Annotated in this window: 21 protein-coding genes and 1 tRNA gene; 14 read left to right on the forward strand and 8 right to left on the reverse strand. The window is 61.8% G+C overall.

From position 1 onward, the window contains the following. The first annotated feature begins 106 nt into the window (after nt 1-106). The 4 genes from glyA to MKZ91_RS26250 are packed head-to-tail and all read left to right on the forward strand — an operon-like array spanning nt 107 to nt 3,636. Nucleotides 107-1,402 carry a serine hydroxymethyltransferase gene (glyA, locus tag MKZ91_RS26235; protein WP_275023326.1) on the forward strand — a complete coding sequence of 432 codons (1,296 nt, stop codon included), beginning with the start codon at nt 107-109 and terminating at the stop codon, nt 1,400-1,402. Nucleotides 1,403-1,412: 10 nt separating this feature from the next. Next, nucleotides 1,413-1,886: a transcriptional regulator NrdR gene (nrdR, locus tag MKZ91_RS26240; RefSeq protein WP_034803756.1), complete on the forward strand. Its 474-nt coding sequence runs from the start codon at nt 1,413-1,415 to the stop codon at nt 1,884-1,886. A 20-nt stretch (nt 1,887-1,906) separates the two neighbouring features. After that, complete coding sequence (gene ribD / locus MKZ91_RS26245; protein ID WP_336173976.1) at nt 1,907-3,016, forward strand: bifunctional diaminohydroxyphosphoribosylaminopyrimidine deaminase/5-amino-6-(5-phosphoribosylamino)uracil reductase RibD; 1,110 nt, start codon at nt 1,907-1,909, stop codon at nt 3,014-3,016. Then, nucleotides 3,016-3,636, forward strand: a complete 621-nt coding sequence (locus MKZ91_RS26250; RefSeq protein WP_336173977.1) for a riboflavin synthase — start codon at nt 3,016-3,018, stop codon at nt 3,634-3,636. The genes ribD and MKZ91_RS26250 overlap by 1 nt, the downstream gene beginning before the upstream one ends. 75 nt (nt 3,637-3,711) lie before the next feature. Here the strand turns inward: MKZ91_RS26250 and MKZ91_RS26255 are convergent, their stop codons facing one another. The 4 genes from MKZ91_RS26255 to MKZ91_RS26270 form a co-directional block, all read right to left on the reverse strand. Next, nucleotides 3,712-4,062 carry a hypothetical protein gene (locus MKZ91_RS26255; RefSeq protein ID WP_336173978.1) on the reverse strand — a complete coding sequence of 117 codons (351 nt, stop codon included), beginning with the start codon at nt 4,060-4,062 and terminating at the stop codon, nt 3,712-3,714. A 247-nt stretch (nt 4,063-4,309) separates the two neighbouring features. Continuing rightward, nucleotides 4,310-4,879 (reverse strand): GNAT family N-acetyltransferase, encoded by a 570-nt coding sequence (locus tag MKZ91_RS26260; protein ID WP_336173979.1) that lies wholly within the window; start codon nt 4,877-4,879, stop codon nt 4,310-4,312. Between the two features lie 36 nt (nt 4,880-4,915). Next, entirely contained in the window at nt 4,916-5,416 is a 501-nt protein-coding gene (locus tag MKZ91_RS26265; RefSeq protein ID WP_336173980.1) for a cupin domain-containing protein, read from the reverse strand. Nucleotides 5,417-5,644: 228 nt separating this feature from the next. Next, on the reverse strand, nt 5,645-6,352 hold the full coding sequence (locus MKZ91_RS26270) for an HAD family hydrolase (protein ID WP_336173981.1): 708 nt from the start codon (nt 6,350-6,352) through the stop codon (nt 5,645-5,647). A gap of 266 nt (nt 6,353-6,618) precedes the next feature. Here MKZ91_RS26270 and ribH point away from each other — a divergent pair, with 266 nt between their 5' ends. The 4 genes from ribH to MKZ91_RS26290 all read left to right on the forward strand — a co-directional run bounded on the left by ribH (nt 6,619) and on the right by MKZ91_RS26290 (nt 11,127). Next, a complete protein-coding gene (gene ribH, locus MKZ91_RS26275) occupies nt 6,619-7,080 on the forward strand; it encodes a 6,7-dimethyl-8-ribityllumazine synthase (RefSeq protein ID WP_336173982.1) in 462 nt (153 codons plus the stop codon). Beyond that, nucleotides 7,077-7,559 (forward strand): transcription antitermination factor NusB, encoded by a 483-nt coding sequence (gene nusB / locus MKZ91_RS26280; RefSeq protein ID WP_336173983.1) that lies wholly within the window; start codon nt 7,077-7,079, stop codon nt 7,557-7,559. Before ribH ends, nusB begins: the two co-directional genes overlap by 4 nt. Nucleotides 7,560-7,564: 5 nt before the next feature. Then, nucleotides 7,565-8,794, forward strand: a complete 1,230-nt coding sequence (locus MKZ91_RS26285; protein WP_336173984.1) for an MFS transporter — start codon at nt 7,565-7,567, stop codon at nt 8,792-8,794. Nucleotides 8,795-8,991: 197 nt separating this feature from the next. Then, nucleotides 8,992-11,127: a sodium-translocating pyrophosphatase gene (locus tag MKZ91_RS26290; protein ID WP_336173985.1), complete on the forward strand. Its 2,136-nt coding sequence runs from the start codon at nt 8,992-8,994 to the stop codon at nt 11,125-11,127. Nucleotides 11,128-11,195: 68 nt separating this feature from the next. Here MKZ91_RS26290 and MKZ91_RS26295 read toward each other — a convergent pair whose 3' ends face one another. Continuing rightward, entirely contained in the window at nt 11,196-11,705 is a 510-nt protein-coding gene (locus MKZ91_RS26295) for an outer membrane protein assembly factor BamE (protein WP_336173986.1), read from the reverse strand. Nucleotides 11,706-11,843: 138 nt separating this feature from the next. Here MKZ91_RS26295 and MKZ91_RS26300 point away from each other — a divergent pair, with 138 nt between their 5' ends. From MKZ91_RS26300 to MKZ91_RS26325, 6 genes are all read left to right on the forward strand, one after another. Beyond that, entirely contained in the window at nt 11,844-12,383 is a 540-nt protein-coding gene (locus MKZ91_RS26300; protein WP_336173987.1) for a ubiquinol-cytochrome C chaperone family protein, read from the forward strand. Nucleotides 12,384-12,476: 93 nt separating this feature from the next. Then, nucleotides 12,477-13,028, forward strand: a complete 552-nt coding sequence (locus MKZ91_RS26305; RefSeq protein ID WP_336173988.1) for a YceD family protein — start codon at nt 12,477-12,479, stop codon at nt 13,026-13,028. Between the two features lie 200 nt (nt 13,029-13,228). Further along, nucleotides 13,229-14,287: a phosphate acyltransferase PlsX gene (plsX, locus tag MKZ91_RS26310; RefSeq protein ID WP_336173989.1), complete on the forward strand. Its 1,059-nt coding sequence runs from the start codon at nt 13,229-13,231 to the stop codon at nt 14,285-14,287. 4 nt (nt 14,288-14,291) lie between these two features. After that, nucleotides 14,292-15,263 (forward strand): beta-ketoacyl-ACP synthase III, encoded by a 972-nt coding sequence (locus MKZ91_RS26315; RefSeq protein ID WP_336173990.1) that lies wholly within the window; start codon nt 14,292-14,294, stop codon nt 15,261-15,263. Between the two features lie 92 nt (nt 15,264-15,355). Next, a complete protein-coding gene (locus tag MKZ91_RS26320) occupies nt 15,356-15,694 on the forward strand; it encodes an integration host factor subunit alpha (RefSeq protein ID WP_336173991.1) in 339 nt (112 codons plus the stop codon). Nucleotides 15,695-15,833: 139 nt separating this feature from the next. Beyond that, nucleotides 15,834-16,370, forward strand: coding sequence for a MerR family transcriptional regulator (locus MKZ91_RS26325; protein ID WP_336174020.1), 537 nt, complete (start codon nt 15,834-15,836; stop codon nt 16,368-16,370). 300 nt (nt 16,371-16,670) lie between these two features. On the opposite strand, the gene MKZ91_RS26330 is transcribed toward MKZ91_RS26325, so the two are convergent. From MKZ91_RS26330 to MKZ91_RS26340, 3 genes are all read right to left on the reverse strand, one after another. Continuing rightward, a complete protein-coding gene (locus MKZ91_RS26330) occupies nt 16,671-16,835 on the reverse strand; it encodes a hypothetical protein (protein WP_336173992.1) in 165 nt (54 codons plus the stop codon). Nucleotides 16,836-17,068: 233 nt separating this feature from the next. Continuing rightward, nucleotides 17,069-17,145, reverse strand: a tRNA-Pro gene (locus MKZ91_RS26335). A 165-nt stretch (nt 17,146-17,310) separates the two neighbouring features. Next, nucleotides 17,311-18,510, reverse strand: coding sequence for a glycosyltransferase (locus MKZ91_RS26340; RefSeq protein WP_336173993.1), 1,200 nt, complete (start codon nt 18,508-18,510; stop codon nt 17,311-17,313). Nucleotide 18,511: the final 1 nt, after the last annotated feature.

An 18,511-nucleotide genomic window follows, 5' to 3' on the forward strand; every position in this document is an offset into this window, starting at 1 on the left:
TTTCGGCGCGGCAGATGAGGGAAATGACGCAAACCGCACAGCGGATATTGCTCTCGTCGTGCGAGGAAGCTAAAGAACTGCCACCCTTGAGAGGAGCCTCGCGCCGATGCCTGCACAGACCAATGACGCCTTCTTCACCCGCTCTCTGGCCGACAGCGATCCGGACATCTTCGGTGCGATCGAGAAGGAGCTGGGTCGTCAGCGCCACGAGATCGAGCTGATCGCCTCGGAGAACATCGTTTCCCGCGCCGTGCTCGAAGCCCAGGGCTCGATCATGACCAACAAATATGCCGAGGGCTATCCGGGCAAGCGCTATTACGGCGGCTGCCAGTTCGTCGACATCGCGGAAGAACTGGCGATCGAACGCGCCAAGAAGCTCTTCGGCGTCAACTTCGCCAACGTTCAGCCGAACTCCGGTTCGCAGATGAACCAGGCCGTGTTCCTGGCGCTGCTGCAGCCGGGCGACACCTTCATGGGCCTCGACCTCAACTCGGGCGGCCACCTGACGCACGGCTCGCCGGTCAACATGTCCGGCAAGTGGTTCAACGTCGTTTCCTATGGCGTGCGTGAAGACGATCACCTGCTCGACATGGACAATGTTGCCGAGCAGGCGCGCAAGCACAAGCCGAAGCTGATCATTGCCGGCGGCACCGCTTACTCGCGCATCTGGGATTGGAAGCGCTTCCGCGAGATTGCCGACGAAGTCGGCGCCTGGCTGATGGTCGACATGGCGCACATCGCCGGTCTCGTTGCCGGTGGCCAGCATCCGTCGCCGTTCCCGCATTGCCACGTTGCCACCACGACGACGCACAAGTCGCTTCGCGGTCCGCGCGGCGGCATGGTGCTGACCAACGACGAAGATATCGCCAAGAAGATCAACTCGGCCGTCTTCCCGGGCCTCCAGGGCGGCCCGCTGATGCACGTCATCGCTGCCAAGGCTGTCGCACTCGGTGAAGCGCTGGATCCGTCGTTCAAGGACTACGCGGCCCAGATCGTCAAGAACGCCCGCACCCTCGCCGAAACTCTGAAGGCCAACGGTCTCGACATCGTATCGGGCGGCACCGACAACCACCTGATGCTCGTCGACCTGCGCAAGAAGAACGCAACCGGCAAGCGTGCGGAAGCCGCCCTCGGCCGTGCCTTCATCACCTGCAACAAGAACGGCATCCCGTTCGACCCTGAAAAGCCGTTCGTCACCTCGGGTGTCCGTCTCGGCACGCCTGCTGGTACGACCCGCGGCTTCAAGGAAGCCGAGTTCAAGGAAATCGGCGAATTGATCGTCGAGGTCCTCGATGGCCTCAAGGTTGCCAACTCCGACGAAGGCAATGCTGCCGTCGAAGCCGGCGTTCGCGACAAGGTCGTCAAGCTGACCGACCGCTTCCCGATGTACGGCTACATGTGATCGGTCGCTCATGCGCTGCCCCTATTGCGGATCTGAAGACAGCCAGGTGAAGGACAGCCGTCCGGCAGAGGACGGGAATGCCATTCGCCGCCGCCGGATTTGTCCGGATTGCGGAGGTCGTTTCACGACCTTCGAGCGGGTGCAGCTGCGTGAGTTGATGATCATCAAGAAGACCGGTCGGAAGGTTCCTTTCGACCGGGACAAGCTGCTGCGATCCTTCGAGATCGCGCTTCGCAAGCGCCCGGTCGACCGCGATCGTATCGAGCGGGCGGTTTCGGGCATCGTTCGGCGACTGGAAAGCTCCGGCGAAACAGAGATCCCGTCCGAGGAAATCGGACTGCAGGTGCTGGAAGCCTTGAAGAGCCTCGATGACGTGGCATTCGTGCGCTACGCTTCGGTCTATCGCGATTTCTCGCACGCCGAGGATTTCGAGAAGGTCATCACCGAGATCAGCGCCAAGATCGCGCGCGACCCGGGCGAGTAGAGGGCGCACAGGACAGAGCCATGGCAGAGCCCACCCGTGAGGACGAGAGGTTCATGGCCGCGGCGCTGAGGCTGGCCCGCCACCATCTCGGTCAGACATCCACCAATCCCTCCGTCGCCTGCCTGATCGTCAAGGACGGCATCGTCGTTGGCCGCGCCGTAACTGCGCGCAGCGGGCGTCCGCACGCAGAAACCCAGGCGCTCGCCGAAGCTGGCGATAAGGCGAGGGGGGCGACAGCCTACGTGACGTTGGAGCCATGCTCGCATCACGGCAAGACACCGCCTTGTGCCGATGCACTTGTTGCCTCCGGTGTTGCCCGCGTGGTGGTTTCGATCCTCGATCCGGATGAGCGGGTCGCCGGACGCGGCGTGGTGCGCCTGCGCGATGCCGGCATCACCGTCGACATCGGCGTTCTGCCCGAAGAGGGCCATCACGCACTCGAAGCCTATCTCATGCGCCAGGTCAGCCGGCGCCCCTATGTGACTCTCAAGCTTGCGGTTTCGGCTGATGGCATGATTGGTCGAAAGGGGGCAGGGCAGGTGCGCATCACCGGCCCGATCTCCCGCGGCCAGGTACAGATGCTGAGGGCCGAAACGGACGCCATCCTGGTCGGGATCGGCACTGCGACGGCCGATGATCCGGAACTGACGGTGCGGCTGCCGGGGCTCGAAGCTCGTTCGCCGGTGCGCATTGTGCTCGATCGCCGTCTCGACCTGCCGCTTCATTCAAAGTTGGTGCGCACGGCGCGAGAGAGCCCGGTGATCGTGATATCCGGCGGTGGATCGGCCGAGGCGGGAGGCGAAGCCGACGACAGCTTGGCCGCCCGCAGGAAAGCCTTGGAAGCGGCCGGTGTCGAGGTGCTGGAAGCAAACTCGATCGCCGATCTTCTGACGGCGCTCGGTTCACGCGGCCTCTCCTCGCTGATGGTGGAAGGCGGCGCTGTTGCCGCACGGGCCTTTCTCGACGCCGGTCTCGTCGACCGCATTCAGCTTTATACTGGCCCCGCGGCCATTGGCGAAGACGGCATCCCATCCCCATTTGATCGTAAGTCCATTCCCGCGGGCTTCAGGCGTGTTGTTGAAGCGCACTACGGCGAGGACGTGTTCGAGGAATACGAAAGAGAGAACTGATGTTCACAGGCATTGTTACCGACATTGGCACCGTTGACAGCGTGACCCCGCTGAAAGAGGGCATCAGGTTGCGCGTCGCAACGAGCTATGATCCGAAGACCATCGACATGGGGGCGTCCATCGCCCATTCGGGTGTCTGCCTGACCGTGACGGCATTGCCTGAGGACGGCAGCAACGACCGTTGGTTCGAGGTCGAGGCCTGGGAAGAAGCATTGCGCCTGACGACGATTGTCGGCTGGAAGAAGGGAACGCGCATCAATCTCGAGAGGTCGTTGAAGATCGGCGACGAACTCGGCGGCCACCTGGTCTCGGGCCATATTGATGACAAGGCGGAAATCCTGTCCGTGGAGCCCGAGGGTGACGCCGTACGTTTTCGCCTGCGGGCGCCGGCGCATCTGGCAAGATTTGTGGCCCCGAAGGGGTCCGTCGCGCTCGACGGCACATCGCTTACGGTCAACAAGGTCGACGGCGCCGAGTTTGACGTGCTGCTCATCCGGCACTCGCTTGAGGTGACGACCTGGGGCGAACGCAAGGCCGGAGATTTCGTCAACTTCGAGGTCGACACCATGGCCCGCTACGCGGCGCGCCTAGCAGAGTTCCCGGCGTCCAAGCCGGAGTAACCGACCGCTCGAGCTTTGCTGGAAAACAAACCGCCCCCGATCGGGGGCGGTTGCGTCTCATCAGGCTGCTCGGAGTTAGCGCAGATAGAAGGTCAGGCCGCCATCGGCCGCCTGTTCGGCGCCGGCGATATTGTTCATTTCGACGTTCTGGGCCTTCAGCGCGGCGGCGAGCGGCTTGTTGGCGGTGACTGCGGCGTGCAGGGCCGAGATCTGCTGCGGCGTCGCTTCGTCGATCGACGTGCGCGTCTGGCTCGTTTCCTTGAGCGTATCGAGGTTGACGATCGTGAAATTGTTGCCCTTGAAGTTGCGGACCGTCTGGTCGATGTGGGCCGGCCAGCTCATCTCGGGGCTCGCGGCATGGGAGACGCCGCCGAACGAAAGGGCTGAGAGGGCAGCGATGACGGAAAGCTTTGCGATGCGGTTCATGGTCATGCTCCTTTGTTGCCTGCGATGCATCGGGGTCGACCCGACACCCGGTTCGCATATCGCAGGGGCCAGCCGGGATCATTTGCGGGAGGGAGGGCCCGCAGCAAACCGTACTGGACTGTTTCGACTGATTGGACGGCGTTTGGTCCCCAGGTAAGGGCGCGCGCGTCGCTCCAACGCCTAGGACGCTGGGCCGGAATCTGGCCGTTTCCGTGGCGTAAAACGCTGGAAAACAATTAAAAATTGTTCATGTTTCGGCGTGTGCGCGCATCTTGCCTGTCGCAGTTACAGTCTTCAGGTGGCGCTCGAACATGATGACGTGGTTGCTGTGGTAGGTCGTTCGCCAGAACTCCTTGAAGCCGTGTTTTTCAGCAACGCGAATGGACGCTTGGTTTCCGACATCGATGATGCAGGTTTTCCTGAGGGTCGGAAACTGGTGATCGGCCCATTTGAGAGCCGCGCTGACGGCCTCCGTCGCCAGCCCCTGGCCATGCGCTTTCGGTGACAGCGCCCACCCCGTCTCCATCGTCCCCTCAAGCGACGGCGTTATGGCGCGGTGCACGTCGTGAAAGCCGGCTTCGCCAAGAAAGACGCCGGTCTGCCGGTCCTGGATCGCAAAGAAGCCGAAGCCGAAATAGTGCCACATGCCGACCTGACGCAAAAAACGCGTCCAGGATTGTTCACGCGTGAACGGCACGCCTCCGACGAAGCGGGTCACGTCCACATCGGCAAAAAGGGCGGCGTAGGAAGAGAAATCGTCGCGGCGATAAGGACGCAGGACGAGGCGGTCTGTCTCGATGATGGGAACACTGTTCATGTTGGATCCGGTACTGTCCGTTGGCTTGGATTGCGATCAGGCGCCAGGCTCGCCGTCCCAGTAATCGACGGCGCCGCCACTGCGACCGATGAAGCGGAAGCGTCGCTCACCGCCCGGTCCGCGCGTCTTGGCGAGAAACTTGCCCGAATCCGGATACTCGCAGATTTCGGTCGCGGCCATGGTCGAGATCGACAGGTATTTCAGCGGCACCGTGCCCGTGTTGACCAGGTGGTGTGCCGTTTCTGGCCCACCGGCAGGTGCGCCCAGAATGTCGCCAGGCCCAACGGCATGTCTTTTATCGCCCAACCGGTAGGTGCCTTCGCCTTCGAGGATGATGAACAGTTCTTCCTCGACGTGATGATTGTGGAATGGGCAGCCGGATTTCCCCGGTGGCACTTCTCCATAACCAATGCCGAGGTCCTTCAGACCGAGCAGCGCGCCAAAGGCAGCATCGCGCGATTCAAAGAAGCTTCCCTGTGTCCAATGGTCGAGTTCGAGGTCCCTGGGGTTGATGATCGGTTTCGTTGTGTCCGTCAAATTCTCCTCCCTGGATTGCGGCTGGAGTGAAGTGTGGGCATCAACCACACCGCCCGCTCGCCGCCTTGCATCGCCTTCCGTTCGTTTCGCGGTGGCTCTCCGGTCCTATCCGTGTCGCGCGATCCGATGATCGTCAACCTGTGAGCGCAGAATTTGCCACCGTCCTTGCCGCGATCTTGGGGCGGTGTTGCAATCCTGTGGCGATCTGCAGCTCGACGCCTCCTGGTTTCAAGCGCGTTGTTCCATCGGCCGCCAGATGGTCAGAAGCGCGTGATGCACGTCGAGCAGGCTGTTGGCGATACTGACGCACAAGTTGCGGACCTCCTCGCTCGGTGGCAGCAGGTCGGGAACCATGACCGTCATCATGCCGGCCGACGCTGCGGAGCGAACGCCGTTGTGGCTGTCCTCCAGAGCAAGGCAGTGTTCCGGAGGAATCGCAAGGCACCGTGCAGCCGTGAGATAGGGGGCGGGACGTGGTTTGCCGCTGTCGTAGTCGCCATAGGCCACGACTGTCGGGAAGTGATCGCGCAACCCGTGCGCATCGAGATTGCGTTTCACGTCGTGATGATGTGAAGAGGTGGCGATCGCAAAGGGCAGTGACATGTCCTCCAGCAGGGCGATGAGCTCGATCACGCCCGGTTTCAGGCGAAGCTCGGTCTCAGCCATGGCGTTGAAACGTGCCGTCGCGCGTTTCCAGAATTGGTCGACATCGACAGCAAGGCCAAAATGCCGCTTCAGCACGCGGCGGGTAGCTTCCGCCGAAAGTCCGACGGTATCGAGATAAAGCGAGACCGGCATGTCTTGGCCGAACTCGGGCGCAGTACGGATCATCGCGTCACGATAGAGCGCCTCCGTGTCGAAGAGCAGGCCATCCATGTCAAAGATGACCGCTTGGGGCGGGCCGGGCAGGCGGATCGCTGAAGCGAGTTCTGGCATACGGGACGACCTCTTGGGGGCTCCTGTGATACCGGAGCTTGAGACCCAGTTCGCTCGAATGCAAGGCCTTGAAGAATTGTAGACTTGAGATCGACGCGATTATGCGTGCGTGGCCAGCATCGGTGCGATGAGGCAGCGGGTGGCGCCGTGTAGCGCGGCAAAAGGCCGTCTGTGGCGGAATTTGCTTGCCATTCGGCGCAGGGCATGATTTGACCGCCGCCTCTGCCGGTCGCATCCGGCGCCGAACTCTCAAAGACAGGTGATCCATGGCAAAGTCCACGGCTGCCCACATCCTGATTGTGGAAGCACGCTTCTATGACGATATGGCCGATGCGTTGCTCGATGGTGCAAAACATGCGCTGGACGCCGCCGGGGCGACCTATGATATCGTAACCGTTCCGGGCGCGCTCGAAATCCCGCCGGCAATCGCCATGGCGCTTGACGGAGCGGACGAAGGCGGAACGGAGTATGATGGCTTCGTGGCGCTTGGCATGGTCATCCGCGGCGAGACCTACCACTTCGATATCGTCGCCAACGAATCCTCGCGTGCGATCATGGACCTCGCAGTGAGCGAGAGCCTGGCGATCGGTAATGGTATTCTGACGGTGGAAAATGACGACCAGGCCTGGGCACGCGCCCGCCGGTCGGAAGGCGACAAGGGTGGGTTTGCCGCGCGCGCTGCGCTCACCATGATTGAACTTAAGAAGAAACTGGGCACGGAAAAGTGACGAAGACCCCCTCGGATCAACCGCTGAAGCAAGTCAACCAGCGCGGCGCCGCGCGCCTCGCCGCGGTGCAGGCGCTCTATCAGATGGATATCGGCGGCAGCGGCGTGCTCGAAGTGGTTGCCGAGTACGAGGCCCATCGCCTCGGCCAGGACGTCGACGGCGACACCTATCTGAAGGCCGATGCCTCGTGGTTCCGGTCGATCGTTTCGGGCGTCGTGCGCGACCAGCGCAAGCTCGACCCGTTGATCGGCGCAGCCCTTCAGGACGATTGGGCTCTGTCACGTCTCGATTCCACCGTGCGCGCCATCCTGCGTGCAGGTACCTTCGAGATGCTGGAGCGCAAGGACGTACCCGTACCGGTGATCGTTACCGAATATGTCGAGATCGCCAAGGCCTTCTTCAGCGATGACGAGCCCAAGCTGGTCAACGCCGTTCTCGACCGCATCGCCAAGCAGGTGCGTGGCGAAGCAAGGAAATAGAGATCATGGTCGCGGCTGCGGTGGATGACTTGGGCGGTGCCCTTCGCGAAGCGCGCCGCAACGTTTTCCTTCTCTCCGCCGCGCAGGCCATGCTCGGCGTCGTCGGGCCGATCTGCTTTTCCATCGGTGGTGTCGCGGGTTATCAACTGCTGGCGAACGACAAGTCGCTGGCAACGGCACCGCTTACCGCCTTCAACGTCGGCATGGCGCTTGGCGTCGTCTTGGTTGCGATGCTGTCGCGTGTCATCGGTCGGCGCAGTGCATTCATCAGCGGCACCGGACTTGCCGCATTTGGCGCGGCGCTTGCCGCGGTTGCCCTCTTCCGCGAAAGCTTCTGGCTCTTCGCCTTCGCGCTGGCGATGCTCGGCGCGTCGAATGGCTTCACCCAGAAGCTGCGCTTTGCCGCTGCCGACGCGTCTCCCTCTTTCTACAAACCAAAGGCGATCTCGCTGATCCTTGGCGGAGGCATCATCTCGGCGGTGCTCGGCCCCCAGATCGTCATCTTCGCCGACGACCTTTTCGCACCGGTCGCCTTTGCCGGTGCCTTTGTCGTTCTTATCCCGGTCTGCCTGATAGCGGCCTTCTTCTTTGCGCCGTTGAGGCTGCCGGAAGCGGGCGTCATGGTCAGCGACCATCATGACCAGAGCGTGCGTCCGCTCGGCACAATCGTTCGCAGCCAGCGCTTCGTCACCGGCATGGTCTGTGGCATTTCCAGCTATGCGCTGATGACCTTCATGATGACCGGCGCACCGGTCGCCATGGTGGTTGGCTGCGGTTTTTCGACCGACCTCGCAACGCTCGGCATTCAGTGGCACGTGCTCGCAATGTTCGCCCCGAGCTTCGTCACGGGTTGGCTGATCAGCCGTTTCGGCGCCGAGCGCATCGTCGGTTGCGGCCTGCTTCTGTTGATGGCCTGCGCTGCGGTGGCCCATATGGGCGTCGAACTCTGGAACTTCTGGGGCGCGTTGGTCTTGCTCGGGCTTGGCTGGAATTTCGGCTTCATCGGCTCGACCGCGATCGTTGCGAGTAGCTATCGGTCGCAGGAAGCCGACAAGGTACAGGCCTTCCATGATATCATCCTGTTCACAACCGTGGCATTGTCGTCCTTCGCGTCAGGCAAGGTCCTGTCCACCTATGGCTGGGACATGCTGAATGCCGTCGTCTGGCCGGTCACCATCGTTTGCCTCGTCCTTCTTCTGCTGCTGAAGCGGGCACCACGCAACGCCGCCGCCTAACGCGCGACTTCTCCACAAAATCAACGCCGTCCAGCGCCGTCACACTGGTGTTTTCCGGGGCTTGACGATCTCCCGTTGCAACCGCACTCTGGCCGCGCCGTGAGGGGTGCTGCTTGAGGAGGTGGTGCGTGATTCGCGGATTTGAGGGGCCTGCGGCCGGGAGTGAGTCCGCGGGTTGTAACGGAGGGTAATGCGAAATGACCATTTTGTTGGGCGTTATCGCATGCGGGTTGCTCGCGGTGGCTTACGCCATCTGGGCAACACAGTCGGTGCTTGCCGCCGACCAGGGGAACGCCCGCATGCAAGAAATCGCAGGCTACATTCGTGAAGGGGCGCAGGCCTATCTCACGCGTCAGTATAAGACCATTGCCATCGTCGGTGTCGTCGTATTCATCGCCGCTTGGGTTCTTCTTTCTCCCGCCGCCGCGTTCGGCTTTCTCGTCGGTGCGATCCTTTCGGGCGCCGCCGGCTTCATCGGCATGCATGTTTCGGTTCGGGCCAATGTCCGCACTGCCCAGGCGGCTTCGGTCAGCCTTGCTTCCGGCCTCGACATCGCTTTCAAGTCCGGCGCCATCACCGGCCTTCTCGTAGCGGGTTTGGCGCTTCTCGGCGTCTCCGTCTACTACGTCGTCCTCACGGCCGGTCTCGGGCATGAACCTGCCTCGCGCGAAGTGATCGATGCGCTGGTGGCCCTCGGTTTCGGCGCTTCGCTGATCTCGATCTTTGCCCGTCTCGGCGGCGGTATCTTCACCAAGGGTGCGGACGTCGGCGGTGACCTCGTCGGCAAGGTGGAAGCCGGTATTCCCGAGGATGATCCGCGCAACCCGGCGACGATTGCCGACAACGTCGGTGACAATGTCGGTGACTGCGCCGGCATGGCCGCCGACCTGTTCGAGACCTATGCCGTCTCGGTCGTGGCGACCATGGTGCTGGCGGCAATCTTCTTTGCCGGCACGCCGGTGCTTGCGACCGTCATGGTCTATCCGCTGGCGATTTGCGCAGCCTGCATCATCACCTCGATCGTTGGTACCTTCTTCGTCAAGCTCGGCACCAACAACTCGATCATGGGCGCACTCTACAAGGGCCTGATCGTCACTGGCGCCTTGTCGATCCTGGGGCTTGGAGCAGCCACGTCGTTTACCATCGGGTGGGGCGCGATCGGCACTGTCGCGGGCAAGGACATCACCGGCTGGAACCTGTTTCTTTGCGGCATCCTCGGCCTGGTCGTCACGGCTCTGATCGTGGTGATCACGGAGTACTATACCGGCACCAACAAGCGCCCGGTAAACTCGATCGCCCAGGCCTCGGTCACCGGCCATGGCACCAACGTGATCCAGGGGCTTGCGGTCTCGCTGGAATCGACTGCCCTGCCGGCGATCGTCATTGTCGGCGGCATCATCGCCACCTACCAGCTCGCGGGCCTCTTCGGCACCGGCATTGCCGTCACCGCCATGCTCGGCCTTGCCGGCATGATCGTGGCGCTCGATGCCTTCGGGCCTGTGACCGACAATGCCGGTGGCATCGCGGAAATGTCGCACCTTCCGCCGGAAGTGCGCAAATCGACCGACGCGCTCGACGCCGTCGGCAACACCACCAAGGCGGTCACCAAGGGTTATGCGATCGGTTCGGCCGGTCTCGGCGCCCTGGTGCTCTTCGCCGCCTATTCGAACGACCTCAGCTACTTCGCGGCCAATGGCGACAAGTATCCGTACTTTGCCGACGTCGGTCAGATCTCCTTCGACCTTTCCAACCCCTACGTGGTCGCGGGGCTGATCTTCGGTGGTCTCATCCCCTACCTCTTCGGCGGTATCGCGATGACGGCCGTCGGCCGTGCTGCCGGCTCGATCGTCGAGGAGGTTCGTCGACAGTTCCGCGAAAAGCCGGGGATCATGGAAGGCAAGGAGCGGCCGGACTACGGCCGTGCCGTTGATCTTTTGACGAAGGCTGCGATCCGCGAAATGGTCGTTCCTTCGCTGCTGCCGGTGCTGGCGCCGATCGTCGTCTACTTCGGCGTCTTGCTTCTTTCAGGCTCGAAGGCTTCGGCTTTTGCGGCACTCGGGGCATCGCTTCTCGGTGTTATCGTCAACGGCCTCTTCGTGGCGATCTCGATGACTTCGGGCGGTGGTGCCTGGGACAATGCCAAGAAGAGCTTCGAGGACGGTTTCGTCGACAAGAACGGCACTCGCCACCTCAAGGGCTCGGACGCCCACAAGGCATCCGTCACCGGCGACACGGTCGGCGATCCTTACAAGGATACGGCCGGCCCTGCGGTCAACCCGGCAATCAAGATCACCAACATCGTGGCCTTGCTGCTGCTTGCAGTTCTTGCCTGATTGCATCGCTGAAACGAAAAAGGCCCGCGGAAGCGACTTCCGCGGGCCTTTTCTTTGCGATCGGTAAACTACCTGCTCCCGAAGTCCTTGAAGAGGCTGCGTGCTGCAGCCTGTCCGGCGCCGGGGCCTGTCAGCAACTGGCCGAGGAAGCTCGTTTCCTTGCCGCCGGTCGGTGTCGTGCGCGACAGCATGTCGAAGACCTTGCCGTCCTTGAGCGTGTAATGGGCGAGCTGGCTGACGGTCCCTTCCTTGTCGAAATAGACCGCAAGGATCGACTGGCCGATCAGCTGTGGCTTCATGAAGGCGACCGGACGCTTGCGAGTTTGCGAGATGTAGTAAAACACTTCATTGTCGAAGGTCGCGGTCGTCGACGGCGTGCCGAGCGACAGGAGAACCTGCTCGCGGCTCGAACCAACAGGAACGAGATTTAGCGTTTCCTGGTCAACCACATAACCCTGGTGAAGGACTTCTCCGACATTGGCGGATTGGCAGGCTGAAAGGGTGAGGCCGGCGATGGTAGCTACGACCGCCACGCGGCCGAGGGTCTTAAAATTCTTTCTCAAATACCGCTTCGTCAACGACAGCTCCCCTTGGAGAAACGATGGCAGATCCGCCATTGCAATTCGTGCCTGCTTCGGTAAACCAGCTTCGGCCGTCATGCAACAACGGGATGGGCGCTTGCGCGCATTTCGGAAAAGCCAAGCCCGAGCTTTGTGATGATTTTTGGACTGTTTAAAAGAAAAAGTGGCAACACCACGATTGTCGAGCGGCAGTACGCACTGCTGACGTCGGCGGCACGCCAACCCTATCTCTACACCGACCTCGATGTGCCTGACACGGTCATGGGACGCTTCGAGATGCTCTCGGCCATGTTGATCCTCTATTTCCGCCGCACGCGCGCCTCGGCGCGGCCCGGCCAGGAGATTGCCCAGGAGATCATCGATGCCTTCTTCGAGGATGTCGATCATTCAATTCGAGAACTCGGCGTTGGTGACGCTGGCGTGCCGAAGAAGATGAAGAAGCTGGCCAGCATGTATTACGGCCGCCTCGAAGCCTACGCGACGGCGCTGGAAGAAAAGGACGGCGTGGCTCTGGCCGCGGCACTGAGGCGCAATTTCCACCCGGACGGCGGTGATGCCGCTCCAACGATGGACGCGCTTGCCGCCTATTTGCTCGCGGTTGAGGCGCAGCTCGTCGATGTCGATGAGGCCGTCGTCGAGGCTGGCCAGTTGCGCATCCCACCCGCCGGAGCGTAAGAGAGATAAAAAGCACCGCCGCCGGACACCCGAGTGGTGGCTGTTCATCGCGTGCGGGCGCCGTCGAGCGCCTGCCCGAGGAAGGATCCGATCATGAAAGACGATAGCCAGCCGGCCTTCTCATACCCGGTGAAGGTGGGGCATATCTCGGCCAACGCAGTCAATGTGCACCTTTCCGCAAACGAGCGGGAGCGGGCGGCCCTTGCGAAGCTCTGGGGTGTCAACGAGGTTCTGGAGTTGACTGCCGAATTGCAGATCGCGCGCTGGAAAAAGGATGGCATCAAGATCAAGGGTGACGTCTCCGCGCGCATCGTTCAGAGCTGTGTCGTGACGCTGGATCCGGTGGAAGCCGACATTCGCGAACCCGTCGAGGCGATCCTGGTGCCGGAAGGTTCCCGGCTTGCCCGCCAGGCGAGCAATGACGGTGGCGAAATGGTGCTGGATCCGGACGGGCCCGATATTCCCGACACCTTCACCGGTGACACGATCGATGCCGGTGTGGTCGTCAGCGAGCAGGTGGCGCTCGCCATCGATCCCTACCCGCGCAAGCCGGGTGTGACCTTCGGGGAACGCATCGAGAGCACGGCGGCCGATGACAAGAAGCCGAACCCGTTTGCAGTGCTGAAGGACTGGAAAAAGGACTGAGGCCGCCAGAATCTCGGCTACAATTCGGTTGTCACGAAAAGGAAAAGCAGTATTTTGGCCCCAAACCGGCCAAAAGAGCCGCTGAAGCGATCTGCCCTGCTTGGCTCAAGCGTCAGAAGCAATATGTTTCGTCATTGCGTTCCCGTTGAATGCGCCACGACGGCACGTGTTGTGTGGCAGAAGTAAAGGACAAGACACGCGTGGTCAGAATTTCACTTGACGTGATGGGTGGCGACTATGGTCCCGAAGTCGTCATCCCGGGCGCAGCAAGAGCGCTCGAGCGTCATCCGGACATCAAGTTCGTGTTGTTCGGCATCGAGGCGCAATGCGCGGACCTCCTGGAGAAACATCCGAAGCTGAAGGCCAGCAGCACCTTCTACGATTGCGAAATTGCCGTCGGGATGGACGAGAAGCCAAGCCAGGCTCTTCGCCGCGGCCGCGGCAAGTCGAGCATGTGGAAGGCGATCGATGCGATCAACGCCGGCGAGGCCGATGTCGTCGTCTCGGCCGGCAATACGGGCGCACTCATGGCCATGTCGGTCTTCTGTTTGCGCACGATGCAGGGCATCCAGCGCCCGGCGATTGCCGCCATCTGGCCGACGCTGAAAGGCGAGAGCATCGTGCTCGACGTCGGCGCGACGATCGGAGCCGACGCGCAGCAGCTCATGGATTTCGCGTTGATGGGCGGCGCCATGGCGCGGGCGCTGTTTGAGATCGAGCGGCCGACGGTCGGCCTTCTGAATGTCGGGGTCGAGGAGATCAAGGGGCAGGAAGAGGTCAAGGAGGCCGGCCGCCTGATCCGCGAAGCCAACATTGATGGCTTTGACTATTACGGCTTCGTCGAAGGAGACGATATCGGTCGCGGAACGGTCGACGTTGTCGTCACCGAAGGCTTCTCCGGCAACATCGCATTGAAGGCTGCCGAGGGCACCGCGCGCCAGATTGCCGAGTATCTGCGCGCCGCGATGTCGCGCACCCTGCTTGCCAAGATCGGTTACATTCTGGCGAAGGGCGCGTTTGACCGCCTGCGCGAGAAGATGGATCCCCGCAAGGTCAACGGCGGTGTCTTCCTCGGCCTCAATGGCGTCGTGATCAAGAGCCATGGTGGCGCTGACGCCGAGGGGTTTGCCGCCGCAATCGACGTCGGTTACGACATGGTGAAGAACGGCCTGAAGTCGAAGATCGAATTCGATCTGGCGAAGTATCATGGCGCCGAGCCGCCACGGGCCCTTTCCGCCGGCATGAATGATGAGGTTTGAATAGATGATCCGTTCCGTCGTTCGCGGCTTCGGCGCAGCGTTGCCAAAGCGCGTGGTTACCAATCAGGAACTCGAGTCCAAGGTCGATACGTCCGATGAGTGGATCGTGCAGCGCACCGGTATCCGCCAGCGCTACATCGCCGGTGAAGGCGAAACCACCGCGTCGCTGGGTGAGGGCGCGGCGCGCGCCGCACTCGCCAATGCAGGCCTGACCCCCGATGACATCGATCTGATCATCCTTGCGACCTCGACGCCGGACAACACGTTTCCGGCAACTGCGGTCAACATCCAGGACCGTCTCGGCATGCGTCATGGCGCAGCCTTCGACATGCAAGCCGTCTGTTCCGGCTTCGTCTATGCGGTAACCACGGCAGACGCCTATATCCGCGGCGGGCTGGCAAAGCGTGTGTTGGTGATCGGCGCAGAGACATTCTCGCGCATCCTCGACTGGAATGACCGCACGACCTGCGTGCTCTTCGGCGACGGTGCCGGCGCCATCGTTCTCGAGGCCCAGCACGGGGAAGGCAACAATGCCGATCGCGGCGTGCTCACCGCCCAGCTCCGCTCCGATGGCGCCCATCGCGAAAAACTCTACGTCGATGGCGGGCCGTCGACCACGGGTACCGTCGGCCATCTCAAGATGGAAGGTCGCGAGGTCTTCAAACACGCCGTCGGCATGATCACCGACGTGATCGAGGCTGCCTTCGAGGCAACCGGAACGACCGCGGACGATCTCGACTGGCTCGTCCCGCACCAGGCCAACCGGCGTATCATCGACGGCTCTGCCAAGAAGCTTGGCATCCCGCTCGACAAGGTTGTGGTGACAGTCGACCTCCATGGCAATACCTCGGCCGCTTCCATTCCGCTGGCGTTGAGCGTTGCTGCGGGCGATGGACGGATCAAGAAGGGTGACCTCGTCCTGCTCGAGGCGATGGGTGGCGGCTTCACCTGGGGTTCAGTTCTCCTCCGCTGGTAAAGAAATTGCTTAAGCAACAGGCGCTTGACCGGAAATGGTAAGGGCAATAGTCTTCGGACGCTGATCGGCGTACCAGACGTTGGTGGGGGAAGATGAGCGGAAAAACAGTAACACGGGCGGACTTGGCTGAATCGGTTTTTCGTAAGGTGGGTCTGTCACGGACAGAGTCTGCCGAACTGGTGGAAACCGTCATTGACGAAATATGCAACGCAATCGTGCGTGGCGAGAGCGTGAAACTGTCTTCGTTCGCGACCTTCCAGGTCCGCGACAAGAACGAGCGCATCGGGCGAAACCCGAAGACCGGCGAAGAAGTGCCGATCTCGCCTCGCCGGGTCATGACCTTCAAGGCCTCGAATGTGCTGAAGCAGCGCGTGCTGAAGGCGCACTTGAGCCGCAGGGCCAAGCAGAAGCCTGCATCTCCCGTCGCGTGAAGTCATGACGTCAACCACAAATGTGGTTGAAAACCCATCCATAAGCCGTTGAAATGGAGCCGATTCGTGCCATCATCGGTACGATATCGGTTCATTGCGGCAATCGACGACTGAGTCGCGTGACATGGAATGGGAAGATATGGAAAAGAGCCCGGACGCTTTTCGCACCATCAGCGAGGTCGCAGACGACCTCGATCTGCCGCAGCACGTTCTGCGCTTCTGGGAGACCCGATTCCAGCAAATCAAGCCAATGAAGCGGGGCGGCGGCCGGCGCTACTACCGGCCGGAGGATGTCGACCTTCTCAAGGGGATCCGACATCTGCTTTACGATCACGGCTACACCATCAAGGGCGTTCAGAAGCTTCTGAAGACGAACGGCAACAAGTTTGTTGCCGCCATCGCCAGCGGCGATCTGGCAACGGTCGAGGCGCTTGCTGCATCGAGCAATGAGGAGCCTGTGCCGCCGAAGGCCGGGCTTTCCGAGGAGGATCAGATCGTCGGGCGTGCGAAGGCGCCGGCGAGCCGCCGCTTCTTCTCCTTTGGCGGCAGCAACGAGGATGTACCCGAGATTTCGCTCGGCAAATCCTCTTCCGTGGGCAAGGAAGATCGCGCCCTGCTGCAAGAGGCGCTCTACGATCTCCTGGAGTGCAAGCGCCTGCTCGACCAGGTGCGCTAAAGGCTCAGCCCGCGCTGCGAGAGCATCATTACGTCAGCCTCATCGGTGATAGCCTGTGCTCGACCGTTGTCGAGGCGTCGCCGCACGCTCTCAGGCCATGGCATGCGCGGTCTTTCGCTGCGCTGCCGGCCATCGCCGATCGCCTTGCGAAGGCAATCATCCTAGTAGTCGTGGCTGCGAGGAGCGGCCGTCGGATTTCGCGCGTCCTCACAAACGCCAAGGCGCCGTGTGCTCAGGATATCACACGGCGCCGTTCAGCTCTTAGCGATGTCGATTACCTCGCGGTTGCCCGTGGGCGCGCTAGTAGGATAGCCGGAAACCTCCCGGGCTTGACGCGGAAACGTCAGGTTCGGGGTAGGGGCCAGTCCACTGGGCATAGGTGGTGTTGGTCGAGCCCGAAGTCGCACAGCCGGACAAGGTCAAAAGTGCAAGTGCGGCGAGTGCGATCAAAGATTTAAGAGGCATGGTTTTCTCCAGGATAGGGAGCGCTCCAGGCCTCAAGGGCCAGTGCCAAACTGTCCCTCAAATCAATTGTGATAGCAAGCTCACGTTACGTTAGGTACCGTGTTTCGGGCAGCACAATTTCGGAATTGGTGAAGGTTCCATTGCCGTGCGGCGCAGGCCTGGACCCCTGGCAACCACGCGCGATGGCCCGGCGCAAGCCGGTTGTAAGATCATCATTCTGAAAAGAGGAGAAATGGTCGGAGCGGCGGGATTCGAACCCACGACCCCTTGACCCCCAGTCAAGTGCGCTACCGGGCTGCGCTACGCTCCGAACCGAGGAAAGCCCTATAGTCTCAACGGTTAGAGTGCAAGCGGGAATTTCAAAGTCAGCGCGAAAAAGAAATGTCCAGCGTGGATAAGTGGCGAATGAAGCGGCAGAGATAGCCACTGCGCGTTGAGGTCGTGCGTTGCCGATCGCCGTTGCAATGTTCTGTTGCTACTTCGCCGCAGGAAGGATGGGCTGTGCCCGCCTCTTGCTGGCGAGTGCCCGGTAAAGGACTTCCGTCTGATCGAGCATCACACCAAGGGTGAAGCGATCCTTGAGACGCTCGGCGGCGGCGGACATCGTCTTGAAGGTTTCGGTTTCCGCTGACCTGACCATCGTCTTGGCAAGCAGTGACGTGTCGTCGCTGTTTGGCAGGATGAAGCCGTTGACGCCGTCGTCAATGACGGTGCGCGCGCCGCCGATGTCGGTGGCGATAATCGGCTTGCCGGCTGCGGCGCCCTCAAGCATGACATAGGACATGGCTTCATAGCGGCTCGGCATGACCAGGACGTTGAAGGCGGAAACCGCCTGCGGGCCGGTGAAAGCAGAAGTCAGATGCATACGGTTCTGCAGTCCGCTTTCGGCCATGGATTTGCGCAGGCTGCTCTCCATCTCGCCGGCGCCTATGATCACCAGGTGGCTGTTCTTGACCGATGCGGCGGCGCTCCTGAATGCGGCGATCAGCCGTTCCGGCGCTTTTTGCGCGGAGAGCCGGCCGATAAAGCCGAAGACGAAGGCATCCGGCGCAATGCCGAAGCTGGCGCGCAGCGTCGCCGCCATGTCGCACGACGGCGCCTCAACGCCGTTGACGATCACCGATATTCGGTTCTGCGGCATGTGAAGGGACAAGGCGTGGTGGCGTTCATCTTCGGAAACGCAAATCAGTCGATCGGTGAAGAATCGGGCGAGACCCCACTCGATTGCGCCATACATCATCCGGCCACCGCGGCCGAGGGTCGGATCCATGGTGCGAAAGGCGTGCGGCGTATAGACCCTCGGCACGTGCGGGCCGGGGAACCTCAGGCGCGTCAGCGCGCCCGCCTTCGAGCTGTGGCCGTGGACGATATCGAAGCTGCCGTGGCGCAGGATGCGTCGCAATTCACGGAAAGCGCCGATGTCCGACGGCCCCGGTGCCCGCTTCATGTCGACCGCATGCGCCGCTGGCAGGCCCATCGCCTTCAGTTCACGAACGAAGCCGTCCTCGGCGCGCACCGGCGAGTAGACGGCCTGCACATGGTGGCCGCGGGCATGCATGCCCCGGCACAGGTCGAGAAAGTGCCGACCCGAGCCGCCGCCGCTCGGTTCCAGCACTTGCAGTAGCCGCAAGGGCAAGGGGAGGGGCTTCGGCCGGCCCGCAGCGGCATTTTCCATA

This window comes from Ensifer sp. MJa1 (assembly GCF_037026475.1).
In the GTDB taxonomy this organism is placed as follows: domain Bacteria; phylum Pseudomonadota; class Alphaproteobacteria; order Rhizobiales; family Rhizobiaceae; genus Ensifer.

Excerpts from the sequence above, each read along its gene's own strand:
- glyA (WP_275023326.1), top strand. The coding sequence starts at position 107 with ATGCCTGCACAGACCAATGACGCCTTCTTCACCCGCTCTCTGGCCGAC.
- nrdR (WP_034803756.1), top strand. The coding sequence starts at position 1,413 with ATGCGCTGCCCCTATTGCGGATCTGAAGACAGCCAGGTGAAGGACAGC.
- ribD (WP_336173976.1), top strand. The coding sequence starts at position 1,907 with ATGGCAGAGCCCACCCGTGAGGACGAGAGGTTCATGGCCGCGGCGCTG.
- MKZ91_RS26250 (WP_336173977.1), top strand. The coding sequence starts at position 3,016 with ATGTTCACAGGCATTGTTACCGACATTGGCACCGTTGACAGCGTGACC.
- MKZ91_RS26255 (WP_336173978.1), bottom strand. The coding sequence starts at position 4,062 with ATGAACCGCATCGCAAAGCTTTCCGTCATCGCTGCCCTCTCAGCCCTT.
- MKZ91_RS26260 (WP_336173979.1), bottom strand. The coding sequence starts at position 4,879 with ATGAACAGTGTTCCCATCATCGAGACAGACCGCCTCGTCCTGCGTCCT.
- MKZ91_RS26270 (WP_336173981.1), bottom strand. The coding sequence starts at position 6,352 with ATGCCAGAACTCGCTTCAGCGATCCGCCTGCCCGGCCCGCCCCAAGCG.
- ribH (WP_336173982.1), top strand. The coding sequence starts at position 6,619 with ATGGCAAAGTCCACGGCTGCCCACATCCTGATTGTGGAAGCACGCTTC.
- MKZ91_RS26285 (WP_336173984.1), top strand. The coding sequence starts at position 7,565 with ATGGTCGCGGCTGCGGTGGATGACTTGGGCGGTGCCCTTCGCGAAGCG.
- MKZ91_RS26290 (WP_336173985.1), top strand. The coding sequence starts at position 8,992 with ATGACCATTTTGTTGGGCGTTATCGCATGCGGGTTGCTCGCGGTGGCT.
- MKZ91_RS26300 (WP_336173987.1), top strand. The coding sequence starts at position 11,844 with ATGATTTTTGGACTGTTTAAAAGAAAAAGTGGCAACACCACGATTGTC.
- MKZ91_RS26305 (WP_336173988.1), top strand. The coding sequence starts at position 12,477 with ATGAAAGACGATAGCCAGCCGGCCTTCTCATACCCGGTGAAGGTGGGG.
- MKZ91_RS26315 (WP_336173990.1), top strand. The coding sequence starts at position 14,292 with ATGATCCGTTCCGTCGTTCGCGGCTTCGGCGCAGCGTTGCCAAAGCGC.
- MKZ91_RS26320 (WP_336173991.1), top strand. The coding sequence starts at position 15,356 with ATGAGCGGAAAAACAGTAACACGGGCGGACTTGGCTGAATCGGTTTTT.
- MKZ91_RS26325 (WP_336174020.1), top strand. The coding sequence starts at position 15,834 with ATGGAAAAGAGCCCGGACGCTTTTCGCACCATCAGCGAGGTCGCAGAC.
- MKZ91_RS26330 (WP_336173992.1), bottom strand. The coding sequence starts at position 16,835 with ATGCCTCTTAAATCTTTGATCGCACTCGCCGCACTTGCACTTTTGACC.
- MKZ91_RS26340 (WP_336173993.1), bottom strand. The coding sequence starts at position 18,510 with ATGGAAAATGCCGCTGCGGGCCGGCCGAAGCCCCTCCCCTTGCCCTTG.